The following is a 14,560-nucleotide window of genomic DNA, read 5'->3' on the forward strand; positions in this document are numbered from 1 at the left end:
GGTGCTCATGAGAAATCCCCTAAATGTCTTGGTAGGAATTTAGGGGATTTTGGGGAATTTTGCAAAGGTCTCAGATAGTTTAACCATAAAAAAACGCACCTTATTAAAAGGTGCGTTTTAATTTCTACGATTTAGAATTTGGCGCCGGATTGGTTGGCCATATAGTCAACCGCAGCTTTGACTTCGTCATCGCTCAGGCTTGAGTTACCGCCTTTTGCCGGCATGGAGTTGAAGCCCTCAATCGCGTGTTTGTGCAGGGTATCTTTACCTTGTTTGATACGCGGAGCCCAATCGTCTTTCTTGCCTATGCCTGGAGCACCGGGGATGGTGCCGCCGTGACACATTTTGCAGTTGGCTTCAAAAACAGCTTTACCGTCTACTTTGGTAGATGAAGCGTCTGCTTTTTCTGCAGGTTTGGCTTCAGAAGTAGCAGGTGCTTTTGCATCAGTTGCTGAAGCAGCTTTTTCAGCTTGAGCCGGAGCGGAAGCAGATGAAGCGGCAGTAGATGATGCAGCGGTAGAAGCAGGTGCCGGAGCAGGTTCAGCTTTTTTCACCAGTGCTTTGCCGTCTTTGTTAGACAGACCCCATACATACGCAGTCATGATGTGGAGTTTGTCTTTATCCAAGAAATGACCCCAAGCAGGCATCTGGCTGTGTCGACCGTTGGTGATGGTTTCGATAATCGATTTTTGAGTACCGCCCCACAACCATACGTCGTCGGTTAGGTTCGGACCCAAGCCTTGAATACCTTGACCTTTATCGCCGTGACAAGTAAAGCAGTTTGCGGGAGGACCGCTGAACAATGCTTTACCGCGGGCAGCGCGTTCTTCATCGTATTGATCTTTAGGTTTGGACAAGGACATGACATAGTTTGCCACATCTTTTACGCGCTCTTCACCCAGTGCAGGACCCCATGCAGCCATTTGTGCCGTACGGCCTTTTTCAATGGTCTCATGGATTTTCTCAGGTTCGCCGCCCCACAGCCAATCGCTGTCGGTCAAATTCGGGAAACCTTTAGAACCTTTGGCATCAGAACCGTGACATTGGATACAGTAGGTATTAAAGAGGTTTTGACCGATGGCGCGTGCTTCAGGATCTTTCGCCACTTTCTCAATCGGCATTTTGGCAAATTTGGCATAAACTTTGCCGTACTCTTGATCGGCTTTAGCCATTTCTTTCTCGTATTGTCCCTTGCTGCTCCATTTCCACTGTCCTTTATAATCGCCCAAACCCGGATACATGACCAAGTAGCCGATACCGAACAGCCAAGTACAGACATACAGCCAAAACCACCAACGCGGCAGCGGGTTGTTGTATTCTTCAATACCGTCCCATTCATGACCTGTCGTTTTAACTTCTTCGCCCTTTTTAGGACGCTTCACAACGTTTTGGGAAAGCAGCAGCCATGCCAAGCCGATAAAGCTGAGCACGACAATAACTGCAATGTATATATTCCAGAAATTGCTGGTAAATTGGGATGTTGTGTTCATTCTTTTGCTCCGTGATCACGGACTAAACTGTTATCGCCCGTCTTTTTCAGACGACTCTTTATCATCATTGTCGAAAATACTGTTGGCAGCATCATCGTAGTTCTTTTTATTACGTCGATTAAAAACAATATAAAGCACTAAGATGAAGCTGATAAAAACCCAAACAGTAAAGAGCGAGCGAGCCCAGTTTGCGTCCATGATGTTACCTTACGTTTTTCAATGCCAAGCCTAAGCCTTGCAGGTATGCAATCACCGCATCCAGCTCTGATTTGTCTGCCAAAGCTTCAGGAGCTTTTGCAATCTCTTCATCGCTGTAAGGCGTACCAACTTTACGCAGGGCTTTCATATGCGCCACGGTTGCTTCGGCATCAACTTTGTTGCGTGCAAGCCATGGGAAAGCAGGCATATTGGACTCCGGCACAACGTCGCGCGGATTCAGCAAGTGGATGCGGTGCCATTCGTCGGAATAGCGGCCGCCCACACGAGCCAAATCCGGACCGGTACGTTTGGAACCCCATTGGAATGGATGGTCATAAACAGACTCACCGGCAACAGAGTAGTGACCGTAACGTTCGGTTTCTGCACGGAACGGACGAATCATTTGAGAGTGACAGTTGTAACAACCCTCGCGGATATAGATGTCACGACCAGCCACTTGCAAAGCGTTATAAGGTTTCACACCTTCAATAGGCTGGGTTACAGCCTTGGAGAAGAACAGCGGCACGGCTTCAATCAACAGACCTACGCTGACTACAAGCAGGGTAAATACAATCAGGACGCCGACTTTTTCTTCAGCTAATTGTTGTAATTTCATTTTGGTAGCCTTTTCTTATGTTTTTAGTGGTGCTGGGTTTGAGACACCGCGGGAATCTCGGCATCAACCGCTTTGCCACTGATGGCTGTACGGTAAACGTTGTATGCCATGATACACATACCGCTCAGGTACAGCAGGCCGCCGGTGAAACGAATCATGTAGTAAGGCATGGTGCGTTTAACTGACTCTACAAACGAATAAGTCAAAGTACCGTCAGCGTTCAGAGAACCCCACATCAGACCTTGCAATACACCGGCAATCCACATGGAGGCGATATACAGAACCACGCCGATGGTCGCAATCCAGAAGTGTGCTTCTACCAATTTGGTGCTGTACATTTCATTTTTACCGAACAGACGCGGAATCATGTAGTACACGGAACCAATGGTCACGAAACCTACCCAGCCCAAAGCGCCGGCATGAACGTGTGCGACAGTCCAGTCAGTGTAGTGGCTCAAAGCGTTGACGGTTTTGATGGACATCATCGGACCTTCAAAGGTGGACATACCGTAGAAGGACAGAGAAACGATCAAGAATTTCAAGATAGGGTCGGTACGCAATTTGTCCCATGCGCCGGACAAGGTCATGATACCGTTGATCATACCGCCCCAAGAAGGTGCGAACAGAATCAGGGACAACACCATACCCAAGGACTGGGTCCAGTCAGGTAGCGCGGTATAGTGCAAGTGGTGAGAACCTGCCCACATATAGGTAAAAATCAAAGCCCAGAAGTGGACGACGGACAGGCGGTAAGAATAAACCGGACGGCCTGCTTGTTTCGGTACGAAGTAGTACATCATACCCAAGAAGCCCGCGGTCAGGAAAAAGCCCACCGCGTTATGGCCGTACCACCATTGAACCATCGCATCGATCGCACCCGCGTAAACGGGGTAAGATTTCATCAGACCAGCAGGGATGCTGATGTTATTGACAATGTGCAACAGAGCAACGGCCAAAATGAAGCCGCCGTAGAACCAGTTGGCAACGTAGATGTGTTTGATTTTACGTTTGGCAATCGTACCGAAGAATACGATGGCGTAAGCGATCCAAACCAAAGCGATCAGGATGTCGATAGGCCATTCCAATTCAGCATACTCTTTAGCTTGGGTATAACCCAAAGGCAGGCTGACGACTGCAGAGACGATAACCGCCTGCCAACCCCAGAAGGTAAATGCCGGCAGCCAACCGCCGAACAGGCGTGCATTACAGGTACGTTGAACAACGTAGTATGATGTACCCATCAGACCGCAACCGCCGAACGCAAAAATTACCGCGTTGGTGTGCAACGGACGCAGACGGCCGAAGTGGAACCAGGGGCCGACATCTGATAAATCGAGGGCGGGGGCAAACAATTGGGCGGCGACAATGACGCCGACCAACATGCCCACAATACCCCAAACTACGGTCATGATGGCGAACTGGCGCACCACTTTGTAGTTATAAGTTTGTGTGTCCATGAGAGTCTCCATGAATTATGGGAATAAAAATTTTTTATCTCACTTTGCCGTATGCATTTTGAAAAAACGCAATAAGGGCTAGGTTTAAATTTTTCTAAATTTAACATATAAGACAAGCCTAGCCAAGCGGAATTACATTTCACACCATATGACCGCACCATCGATTTTTTATATTTTTTACTTTATAATCATAATTTTATTTAAAAACCCTCCCAATAGTACTACTTTATTTTTTCAAGCCTCCCTTTTGAATGAGGCTTTATTGATATAAATTGAATTGCATAATCCACCCTTTTCATTCATAAAATTTAACAAATGAACCAATAGTTATGATTAATTACAAAATCACCCCCAACCCGCTCGCCCACGAGTGGCACATCCGCCTAACATTCCGACAAGAACATGATTTGGAAACAGAAATCAGCCTTCCGAACTGGGTTCCCGGCAGCTATCTGATACGCGATTTCTCGCGCAACATTACGACCATCCGCGCCTTTTGCAACGGCGAATATACCCATCTGACCCAAGTCAAAAAAAACCGATGGCGCACTGCCCCGCAGTCCGGCGAGTGGGAAATTTACTACACCGTTTACGCCTACGACCTGTCCGTCCGCGGCTCGTTTTTGACTGCCGAACGCGGGTTCTTTGACGGTGCATGCCTTTTTTTGCAGGTAAACGGACAAGAAAACAGCACACACCAAATCGAATTCCCCATCCTGCCAAAAACATGGCAGATTGCCACCACTCTGCCCCAAACCAACGTCCACGGTTTTCAGACGACCTCATACCATGACTTAATCGACCACCCTGTCGAACTGGGCAACATCGAATTTCTCGATTTTGAAGCCGGAGGCATCCCGCACCGCATCGCCTTGAGCGGCCACTATCCCGATTTCGACCGCGACCGCCTCGTGTCAGACATCCGCACAATCTGCGAAACCGAACTGGCCATGTTCCCCTCCCCTGCCCCGTTCACCCATTACCTCTTCCTGCTCCACGTCGGCGACAACATCTACGGCGGACTGGAACACATCAGCAGCACCGCCCTGCTCGCCGACCGCCACAGCCTGCCGCCGCACGGCATGACCGACGCCAACGATGCCTACACCCAACTACTCGGACTGTTCTCACACGAATACTTCCACGCCTGGAACGTCAAATCCATCAAACCCGCCGCCTTCGCCCCCTACGACCTCGACCGCGAAAACTACACCGAGCAGCTCTGGGCATTTGAAGGCATCACCTCATACTACGATGACCTCTTCCTCGCCCGAAGCCGCACCATCGCCCCCGAAGCCTACCTGCGCCTGCTCGCCCAAAGCATCACCCGCGTGCAGCAAACTAAAGGTCGTCTGAAACAAAGCCTTGCCGAATCCAGCTTCACCGCTTGGAACAAATTCTACAAACAAGACGAAAACAGCCCCAACGCCATCGTCAGCTACTACCAAAAAGGCGCACTTGCCGCCCTCTGCCTCGACCTCGCCATCCGCAGCAAAAGCAGCGGACGACACACCCTCGACAGCGTCATGCAGCAACACTACCGCGATTGGCTGAAGACCCGGCAAGGCATCCCCGAAAAACAATGGCAAGCCCGTTGCCAAGCGTTTACCGGCCTAGACCTCGAAGACTTTTTTCAGACGACCCTCTACTCCACCACCGATCTGCCCCTTGCCGAACTCCTCGCCACCATAGGCATCGGACTGCAATGGCAGGCACAACCGCGCAGCCACGGCGGCGCATTCCTGCCCGAACCGCCAACCGAAACGCCCGCCCCCGCGTCCGACTTCGGTGCCAGGTTCAAACAAAACAGCGACCACGCCATCCTGACTCACGTCTTCAACGGCGGCAGCGCAGAAAACGCCGCCCTCTGCCCGCAGGACAAAATCATCGCCATCGACGGCTACGCCTGTACCGACCTTGCCGCACAGTGGGCGCAACTCCCCATCGGCGCCACCGCCCGCCTCCACTACTTCCGCACCGGCATCCTGTACGTCGCCGACATCACCGTCCAAGCCGCCGAAGCCGATACCGCCGTTCTCTACATCACCGACCGCGAATTATTTGAAAACTGGCTTTATAATGACCGAGCCTGATTTTCAGACGACCTCGAGTGCCGGATCGAGGTCGTCTGAAAATCCACTTACAGAAAGGAAAACCCATGTCTATCCAAAAACTTGCCGACAACCTCTACATCGCCCCGCAGCTGACCGAAGCAGACGTACAAGAAGCCGCCAAACTCGGCATCCAAACCGTCATCTGCAACCGTCCCGACGGCGAAGAAGAAAACCAAGTTACGTTCAAACAAGTCGAAAGATGGCTTGAAGCCGCAGGCATCCGCGAACACCACCATCAGCCCGTCGTCGCGCCCGCCATCAACGCCGCCGATGTCGCCGCTTTCCAAAACCTGCTCAAAAGCGTTCCCCAACCCGTCCTCGCCTACTGCCGCACCGGCACCCGCTGCTCACTGCTCTGGGGCTATCATCAGGTGCAAAACGGTGCACGCGTCGCTAAAGTCGTCGCTGCCGCACAACAAGCAGGCGTCAACCTGAGCAATTTCGAAGCCCGCCTGCAAGACGCGCAACAAAACGGTCTGGCGTAACACGCTACCCGTTTACCCAAACGCAAAGGTCGTCTGAAAAACAGTTTCAACGAAATGAAACTGGTTTCAGACGACCTTTTTTACTGTTTCATCAAACACATTCATGCCTGTTCTACAAGCTTGAATCACGTTTTAATCGTCTTCACAACAACCTGTGCTTCAAAGCGGGCAGTCTGGTGCGCACGCTTTGCAGCCTTGCAGCGTCCAAATCGGAGATGACGATGCCCTCGCCTTCGGGCAATACGTCCAAGATTTCGCCCCACGGATCGATAATCATGCTATGACCGAACGTTCGCCTGCCGCTTTCGTGTTCGCCGCCTTGCGCCGAAGCGATGACGTAGCATTGATTTTCCACCGCGCGGGCGCGCAGCAACAATTCCCAATGCGCTTTGCCTGTCGTGTAAGTAAAAGCGGCGGGCAGCAGCAAAACGTCAAACGGCTGCTGGGCGCGGAAAAACTCGGGAAAACGCAAGTCGTAGCACACGCCTGCGGCAAGCGGCACGCCGTCGGCGGTCAATTTCGGCACATCACCGCCCGCGCTGATGGTGTCCGCCTCGGCATAGCGTTCACCCAAGCCTGAGAAACCGAACAGGTGCATTTTGTGATACAGCCCGATTTGCGTGCCGTCGCGGTCGTACACCAACATCGTGTTCATCACTTTTCCCGCATCGGGGCTTTCCAGCGGAATCGTGCCGCCGAACAGCACGACGCCGCATTCCGCCGCCGTCTCGCTCAAGGTCGTCTGAAAACGAGCGCAGCGAGTTTCGCCAAAACGAGCGTAGCGGGTTTCGCTAAAATTACTACCGACTAAAGGTTCGGCAAAAGCCAGTTTGTCAGTATCCTTGCGCCCCATCAGCGGCCAATATTCAGGCAGCAACACCCAATCCGCGCCTTGTTCGGCTGCTTGGCGCACGAGGCGTTTCATGGTGTCGATGTTGGCATCGGGATTGGTGGACGAAATCATTTGTACGGCGGCTGCGCGGATGTTTTTTTGCATGTCAGTTCCTATCTGCGTGTTCAGACGGCCTGCCGACAGGTCGTCTGAAAGAAGATTCACGGTATGTCCAAAGAAAATACCTGTACTATTCTCTGTGTAATTTGAAACAACGGCATAGGCTTGCTATTTGATACGGCAGTTCGCTTCGTTTTTGATACGGCACACATCATCAGCCGTCATTTCCGTCCACTCGCAATGCGCCGATATAGTGGATTAACAAAAATCAGGACAAGGCGACGAAGCCGCAGACAGTACAGATAGTACGGCAAGGCGAGGCAACGTCGTACTGGTTTAAAGTTAATCCACTATATAAATAAACCGTATCGAAAACATGGCAAAGGTCGTCTGAAAATCAGTTTTCAGACGACCTTTTTGAATAATTGAATAATGCTCAATGGCGGCACGTTTTCACAACGGCTTCGGTTCAAACTTTCGGCAGCCAGCCGCGTATGCGTTTTTCCATTGCGTCAGCACTCAAGCCCAAATCGTCCAAAAGTTTTTTCGGATCGCCGTGTTCGGTTACGGTGTCAGCAACGCCCAAAAGAAAAACGGGTTTGCAGATGCCGTGTTTCGCCAACACTTCCAACACCGCGCTGCCTGCGCCGCCTTGTTCGGCGTTTTCTTCGGCGGTAACAATGTAGTCGTGGCTTTGGGCGAGGCGGACGATGAGTGCCTCGTCTATCGGTTTGACGAAGCGCATATCGGCGACGGTGGCGTTCAGTTTTTCGGCAACCGCCAATGCGGGGGCGACCATGCTGCCGAAGGCAATGAATGCGGTTTTCTCGCCTTGGCAGCGGATGACGCCTTTGCCGATGGCTACGGTTTCGAGGCCGTCTGAAACGGGCGCGCCTGTTCCCGTACCGCGCGGATAGCGGACGGCGGCGGGGGCGTCTGCCTGATAGCAGGTCGAAAGCAGCAGGCGGCATTCGTTTTCATCGCTCGGCGCGGCAACAATCATGTTCGGCACGCAGCGCAAGAAGCTCAAATCGTACAAACCGGCATGGGTCGGGCCGTCCGCGCCGACGATGCCCGCGCGGTCAACGGCAAACAAAACGGGCAGGTTTTGCAGGGCGATGTCGTGCACCAGTTGGTCGTAGGCGCGCTGGAGGAAGGTGGAATAAATGGCGACAACGGGCTTCATGCCTTCGCAGGCCAAACCGCCGGCAAAGGTAACGGCGTGCTGCTCGGCGATGCCGACATCGAAATAGCGGTCGGGAAATTGTTGTTCGAATTCGACCAGTCCGCTGCCCTCGCGCATGGCGGGGGTAATCGCCGCCAATCGGGAATCTGCCGCCGCCTGGTCGCACAGCCATTGGCCGAATACTTGCGTATAGGTCGGTTTGGCGGCGGGCTTGTTTTCTTTTTCAGACGACGTTGCGGTTTTGAGGTCGTCTGAAACGTCTTTGGGCAGGTTGGCAACGGCGTGGTATTTGACGGGGTCGTTTTCGGCGAGTTTGTAGCCGTTGCCCTTTTTGGTGATGACGTGCAGCAGTTGCGGACCTTTGCGGCCGCGCAAATCTTTCAACACGTCAACCAGATGCTCGACGTTATGTCCGTCGACGGGGCCGGTGTAGCGGAAACCGAAGTTTTCAAACAAAGACAGCGACTGCTTGGCGTGTTCGGCTTCGCCCGCCAGCGTTTTGATTTTGTGCTCGACTTTTTGGGCAAGCTCCATCGCGCCGGGCAGCTTGTCCAAAACCTTGCTCGATTGCGCCTTGATGGTGCTCAATACGCCGCGCATATCGCGCACGACGTTGCTGGCAAGGTATTTCGGCAGCGCGCCGACGTTGGGGGAAATCGACATTTCGTTGTCGTTGAGGATGACCAGCAGGTTCACGTCCATGTCGCCCGCGCAGTTCAAGGCTTCAAACGCCTGACCCGCTGTCATCGCGCCGTCGCCGATAATGGCGACGCTGCGGCGGTCGCTGCCCAAGAGTTTGTCTGCCGCCGCCATGCCCAAAGCCGCGCCGATGGAGGTGGATGAATGTCCTACGCCGAAAGCGTCGTATTCGGATTCGCTGCGCTTGGGGAAACCCGCCAAGCCGCCGTAGCGGCGCATGGTGTGCATTTGGTTTTTGCGTCCAGTGAGGATTTTGTGCGGATAGCTTTGATGGCCGACGTCCCAAACCAGCTTGTCTTCAGGCGTGTGATAAACGTAGTGCAGAGCCACCGTCAGTTCGACCGCGCCTAAGTTGCTGGCGAAATGACCGCCGGTTTGTCCGACGGAATCCAACAGGAACTCCCGCAGCTCGGCGGCAACCTGCGGCAGCAGGCTTTTATCCAGCCTGCGCAAATCCTGCGGCAGATGGATGGTGTCTAATAACGGAGTGTGGCTCATGGTGTGTCTTTGCGGGCTTATTGTGTCTATCGGGCAATTATAGCAAGAGTTGTCCTGTTCGGATAAAGGGTTTTGACGAAGCTTTGTTTTCAGACGACCTGATTTAACTGTCTATTTATATAAAGGTCGTCTGAAACTGCCTCTTTCAAACCTAAAATCATTCTACTGCCGCTCCAGCCATTCATCGCGGGTTTGTTTGGCAGCGGCAAAATAGCGGTAAAGGGCGGCGCGGTCTTCTTCGGACAGGATGCGTTCGAGTTCGGACAACTGGGTACGCAGACCGCCTATCAAATCCAACAGGCTGTTTTTGTTGGCAAGGCAGATGTCCGTCCATACGGCGGGATGACTGGATGCGATGCGCGTAAAATCACGGAAGCCCGTGGCGGCAAATTCGAGGTAGCGCCGACCATCGGGATGATCGGCGATCTGGTGGACGTAGGCAAAGGCGGCAAGATGCGGCATATGGGAAACGGCGGCAAAAACGGCATCGTGTTCTTCTGCGCTCATACGGAAAGTCTGCGCTCCGACTGCCCGCCACAAATTTTCAACCAGGCCGGCGGCCTGTTCATCTTCTTCCCCATGCGGCGTGATCACCAGCTTCCTATCCTGAAACAATCCGAACTGTGCGGAAAGCGCGCCGCTCCTGTCAGAGCCTGCAATCGGATGGGCAGCGATGCAACGGGACAAATGTTCGGGCAGGACGCTGCGGAAAGCCTGAACGGCAGATTGTTTGGTACTGCCCACATCGGTAACCACGGTATGCGCGTTCAAATAAGGTCGGACGGCGCGGCAGATGTCGGGAAATGTGGAAACAGGCGTAGCGATAACGGCCAAATCCGCTTCGTGCATACTCAAAACGTCGATTTGCGTGTAGGCGCGATCGATGACGCGCCGTTCAAGCGCACGGTCAAGGTTGTCACGATCCAAATCGATGCCGGTTACCGTATCGACCAATCCGAGCCGTTTCAAGTCCAACACGAACGAGCCGCCGATCAGCCCGACACCGATAAGGACGATGTGTTTGAGTGTATTCATGGCAGGTACGCGGGACAAAGGTCGTCTGAAAACGGCACGCCCGCTATTTTAGGAATTAATTGTCCGCATTCTATCGTATCCGAAAGGCAAACGCATATCGGCAATGATACTGCCTCGCGCACCATCCGTCAGACCATAAAAAGGCAGTTCGCCATTGTGCCGTTTCGTTTTACAATAGGCAGACCGAAATCCATCCGCCGAAAGCAAACTATGTCCTTGGCCCAACCGAAACGTATTTTAGTCATCAAGCTGCGCCACCACGGCGACGTGCTGTTGGCGACGCCCGTTGTCCACGCCCTCAAGACCCGCTTTCCCGATTGCGAAATCGATATGCTGGTTTACTGGGAAACCGCCGACATCATCAGCGATAATCCCGAAATTGCCGAAATCTTCACCATAGACCGCTCCTGGAAAAAGCAGGGCTTGAAAACCCAGCTGTCCGAAGAGAAAAAGCTGTTCTCGCGCCTGAAAAAACGCGGGTACGACTGGGCGTTCAACCTGTCCGACCAATGGCGCTCGGCAATACTCGCCAAATTCTGCGCACAATGCAGCGTCGGCATCAGCCATATCAAACGCGACCACTTTTTCTGGCGTTGGTGCCACGACTTCCTCAACCCCGAAGCCGGACGCGGCTGCCACATTACCGAATACCATATGAACGTTTTGCCGCCGCTTATCCGACCAGAGGAAACACCTCCGGTAAAAGTGATGATGGTAATCGGCGATGATTCCCGCTCAAATTTGCAAAGCAAACTGCAAGAACAAGGCTGGAATGGGGAGGATTATGTCTTATTTCACCCGGGCGCACGTTGGGAATTCAAATGCTGGGAAGACGGCAAAAACGCCGCCATCGTCCAATTACTGCTCAACCACGGTCAAAACGTCGTTTTAACCGCCGCTCCCTCAGCAACCGAACAACAAATGGTTGATGCGGTTGTAGAACGCGTCAAAATTCCCGAAGGCGGAAAACTATGGATACTGTCGGGCGACCTCAACCTGCGCGAACTGGCTGCCGCCATCGACGGCTGCAAACTCTTCATCGGCGTAGATTCCGCGCCCATGCACATCGCCGCCGCGCTGGACAAGCCGCAAATCGCCCTGTTCGGCCCCTCATGGCTGGACAGATGGCATCCCTATTCCGACAATGCCGAGGTTATTTGGGCAGGCGATTTCGGCGACCTACCCCACCCCGACAGCATCAACACATCCGACAACACACGCCTGCTCAAAGCCATTCCGCTGGAAGCCGTGTGGAACAAAATCGCTGAAAAGCTAGGTTTAAACAAGGAAGCTTAAACAAAAAGGTAAAGGTCGTCTGAAACCCCCAAATCCGTTTTCAGACGACCTTTTCATTACACAAACGACAAAAATTCAATATTTCCCAAACTGCCCTGCCGCATCGTCTCCCATATTGCCCGCATGGGGGGAAGGACTATGCCAAACCGTGCGCGACATTCTGCGCGAACCTACCGGCGTATCCTGTTCTGCCTGAAACAACACATTATTCCCACTACCGATGGGTAGCGAGCCGCGCAAACCGATATAACTGCCCGAATCATATACACCGCTATGTGATACCGAACTGCCTCCCGATTTGATGCGCGATGCTTCGACGCCGCTTTTGATTTCTCCATAGAGGCGGACTTCTGCCGTCGCCAACACAGGCAAAGCCGTCAAAGCAGCAGCCAAAATATACAAGGGTTTCATCTTTTCCGTTCCTTTCAAATATTTCCTACACAACCAATAGCGATAACCAATTTGGCCAACAAGTATATGACCCTCTTGCGTAAATAAACCATAAATCGTGAAAACGTCGTCTGAAAAGACACCTTGCAACCCATACCCGTTTCATATTGATTTCACTATAATCCCGGTTTACCCGCCTCAACAGCATAATCATGACTTCCGCTTCACAAACCACCCGCATCCTAGGCATAGACCCCGGCAGCCGCGTAACCGGCTTCGGCGTCATCGACGTCCGCGGCCGCGAGCATTTCTACATCGCCTCCGGCTGCATCAAAACCCCTCCGAACGCACCGCTGTCGGAACGCATCGCCGTCATCGTACGCCATATCGATGAAATCATCCGAACTTACCAACCGCAACAGGCCGCCGTGGAGCAGGTATTCGTCAACGTCAACCCTGCCTCCACACTCATGCTCGGACAGGCGCGCGGCGCGGCATTGGCAGCATTGGTCATGCATGGCTTGCCCGTATCCGAATACACTGCCTTGCAAGTCAAACAGGCTGTCGTCGGCAAAGGCAAGGCAGCGAAAGAACAAGTACAGCACATGGTCGTGCAAATGCTTTCCCTTTCCGGCACGCCCCAATCCGATGCCGCCGACGGCCTCGCCGTCGCCCTGACCCATGCCCTGCGCAACCACGGACTTGCCGCACAGTTGAACCCGAAAGCAATGAAAGTCAAACGGGGACGCTTCCAATGGTGAAAAGGTCGTCTGAAAACAAGTGTAGCGAGTTTCGCTAAAACAAGTTTACTCAGACTCCTACTCTCTGACTGAGCAACAGACCTTTCCGTTATAATTCCCTTTTTCCCGCCCCACTCCTCAACAGATGACATGAAAGCCGCCTTTTTCCTCCTCTACCTCATCCAGCTTCTGCCCTTCAAAGTCATACACAAAATCGCCGACGCAGTGGGCATCCTTGCCTATTACGCCGTCAAACCGCGCCGCAGAGTCGGCGAGACCAACCTCAGAAAATGCTTTCCCGAATGGAGCGAAGACAAACGCAAAGCCGTGCTCAAACGCCATTTTCAGCATATGGCGAAGCTGATGTTCGAATACGGACTGTATTGGTACGCACCTGCCGACAGACTGCGCAAACTCGTGCATTATCAAGATAAACACCATCTTGATAACGCGCTCGCGGCGGGCGAAAAAGTCATCCTGCTTTATCCGCATTTCACTGCATTTGAAATGGCGGTTTACACCCTCAATCAGGACGTGCCGCTGACCAGCATGTATTCGCACCAAAAAAATAAAGCGCTGGACGAACAAATTCTCAAAGGCCGCCACCGCTACAACAACGTCTTCCTCATCGGTCGCACCGAAGGCCTGCGCGCGATTATCAAGCAACTGCGAAAAAGCGACGCCCCTTTCCTTTACCTGCCCGATCAGGATTTCGGCCGCAACGACTCCATCTTCGTCAACTTCTTCGGCATTCCCACCGCCACGATTTCAGCCTTAAGCCGCATCGCGGGCATGACGAAAGCCAAAGTCATCCCCGCCATTCCCACGCGCAATGCCGACAACACCGTTACGCTGCGTTTCTATCCCGCATGGGAAAACTTCCCTTCAGACGACGTTGTAGCCGATACCCAACGCATGAACGACTTTATCGAAGCACAGGCAAGGGAAAATCCCGAGCAATATTTCTGGCTGCACAAACGCTTCAAAACCCGTCCCGAAGGCGAACAGGGATTTTATTGAATTACATACAGTTACATCAAAAAACAAAGCCCGTCATATACGGGCTTTTATTATTTCTATTAAATCGAAAATTAGCAACGATAGTAACAAATTTTAAATTGAGAATATCTCACATTAACTCTTTGGATAATTTAGATATTCAGCCCTACCAAGCCTCAAATACCACAAAAAAATCAAACCAAACTCAAAAACATAAAAGCAATACGAAATTTTAGTTAATATGTTAAATTTAATTTCATTTAAAATCAAACTGTTATAAAATAACATTTCAGAAGAATCAATTATAACAAATAAACTAATAAAAATATAATGCTGAATTTATGTAAAAAAAATGCTTCTTTAGAATAAAAATATAAATATAAGATTTTATATTTCAAATAATTT

General features: G+C 52.0%; 13 protein-coding genes. 5 read left to right on the top strand and 8 right to left on the bottom strand.

Translation table 11 applies throughout. The features are described 5' to 3' along the window. Positions 1–131: 131 nt before the first annotated feature. From ccoP to ccoN, 4 genes are read right to left on the bottom strand one after another with little or no spacing between them, the layout of a single operon-like run. Complete coding sequence (ccoP, locus tag AC5M9B_RS01695; RefSeq protein WP_019270009.1) at positions 132–1,490, bottom strand: cytochrome-c oxidase, cbb3-type subunit III; 1,359 nt, start codon at positions 1,488–1,490, stop codon at positions 132–134. Positions 1,491–1,520: 30 nt separating this feature from the next. Further along, entirely contained in the window at positions 1,521–1,688 is a 168-nt protein-coding gene (locus AC5M9B_RS01700) for a cbb3-type cytochrome oxidase subunit 3 (RefSeq protein WP_019270010.1), read from the bottom strand. Positions 1,689–1,692: 4 nt separating this feature from the next. After that, on the bottom strand, positions 1,693–2,304 hold the full coding sequence (ccoO, locus tag AC5M9B_RS01705) for a cytochrome-c oxidase, cbb3-type subunit II (protein WP_003741675.1): 612 nt from the start codon (positions 2,302–2,304) through the stop codon (positions 1,693–1,695). A 23-nt stretch (positions 2,305–2,327) separates the two neighbouring features. Beyond that, the gene (gene ccoN, locus AC5M9B_RS01710) at positions 2,328–3,761 is read right to left on the bottom strand and encodes a cytochrome-c oxidase, cbb3-type subunit I (RefSeq protein ID WP_019270011.1); all 1,434 of its coding nucleotides are present in this window, start codon (positions 3,759–3,761) and stop codon (positions 2,328–2,330) included. A gap of 329 nt (positions 3,762–4,090) precedes the next feature. Between ccoN and AC5M9B_RS01715 the strand changes: the two genes are divergently transcribed. After that, the gene (locus tag AC5M9B_RS01715) at positions 4,091–5,854 is read left to right on the top strand and encodes a M61 family metallopeptidase (protein ID WP_070654482.1); all 1,764 of its coding nucleotides are present in this window, start codon (positions 4,091–4,093) and stop codon (positions 5,852–5,854) included. A 65-nt stretch (positions 5,855–5,919) separates the two neighbouring features. Then, positions 5,920–6,360 carry a TIGR01244 family sulfur transferase gene (locus AC5M9B_RS01720; RefSeq protein ID WP_070654483.1) on the top strand — a complete coding sequence of 147 codons (441 nt, stop codon included), beginning with the start codon at positions 5,920–5,922 and terminating at the stop codon, positions 6,358–6,360. 142 nt (positions 6,361–6,502) lie between these two features. Here AC5M9B_RS01720 and AC5M9B_RS01725 read toward each other — a convergent pair whose 3' ends face one another. The 3 genes from AC5M9B_RS01725 to AC5M9B_RS01735 all read right to left on the bottom strand — a co-directional run bounded on the left by AC5M9B_RS01725 (position 6,503) and on the right by AC5M9B_RS01735 (position 10,730). Further along, on the bottom strand, positions 6,503–7,357 hold the full coding sequence (locus AC5M9B_RS01725) for a carbon-nitrogen hydrolase family protein (RefSeq protein ID WP_070654484.1): 855 nt from the start codon (positions 7,355–7,357) through the stop codon (positions 6,503–6,505). 424 nt (positions 7,358–7,781) lie between these two features. Then, positions 7,782–9,695, bottom strand: coding sequence for a 1-deoxy-D-xylulose-5-phosphate synthase (dxs, locus tag AC5M9B_RS01730; RefSeq protein WP_070654485.1), 1,914 nt, complete (start codon positions 9,693–9,695; stop codon positions 7,782–7,784). 162 nt (positions 9,696–9,857) lie between these two features. Beyond that, positions 9,858–10,730 carry a prephenate dehydrogenase gene (locus tag AC5M9B_RS01735; protein ID WP_070654486.1) on the bottom strand — a complete coding sequence of 291 codons (873 nt, stop codon included), beginning with the start codon at positions 10,728–10,730 and terminating at the stop codon, positions 9,858–9,860. A 210-nt stretch (positions 10,731–10,940) separates the two neighbouring features. On the opposite strand from AC5M9B_RS01735, the gene rfaQ reads away from it, so the two are divergent. Beyond that, positions 10,941–12,026 carry a putative lipopolysaccharide heptosyltransferase III gene (gene rfaQ, locus AC5M9B_RS01740; protein WP_070654487.1) on the top strand — a complete coding sequence of 362 codons (1,086 nt, stop codon included), beginning with the start codon at positions 10,941–10,943 and terminating at the stop codon, positions 12,024–12,026. Positions 12,027–12,101: 75 nt separating this feature from the next. Here rfaQ and AC5M9B_RS01745 read toward each other — a convergent pair whose 3' ends face one another. Then, positions 12,102–12,437 carry a porin gene (locus AC5M9B_RS01745; protein WP_101810815.1) on the bottom strand — a complete coding sequence of 112 codons (336 nt, stop codon included), beginning with the start codon at positions 12,435–12,437 and terminating at the stop codon, positions 12,102–12,104. A 191-nt stretch (positions 12,438–12,628) separates the two neighbouring features. Between AC5M9B_RS01745 and ruvC the strand changes: the two genes are divergently transcribed. Both ruvC and AC5M9B_RS01755 read left to right on the top strand, forming a co-directional pair. Continuing rightward, positions 12,629–13,177: a crossover junction endodeoxyribonuclease RuvC gene (gene ruvC, locus AC5M9B_RS01750; protein WP_101810816.1), complete on the top strand. Its 549-nt coding sequence runs from the start codon at positions 12,629–12,631 to the stop codon at positions 13,175–13,177. A 129-nt stretch (positions 13,178–13,306) separates the two neighbouring features. Then, a complete protein-coding gene (locus AC5M9B_RS01755; protein ID WP_101810817.1) occupies positions 13,307–14,176 on the top strand; it encodes a lipid A biosynthesis lauroyl acyltransferase in 870 nt (289 codons plus the stop codon). Positions 14,177–14,560: the final 384 nt, after the last annotated feature.

This window comes from Neisseria flava (assembly GCF_982712965.1).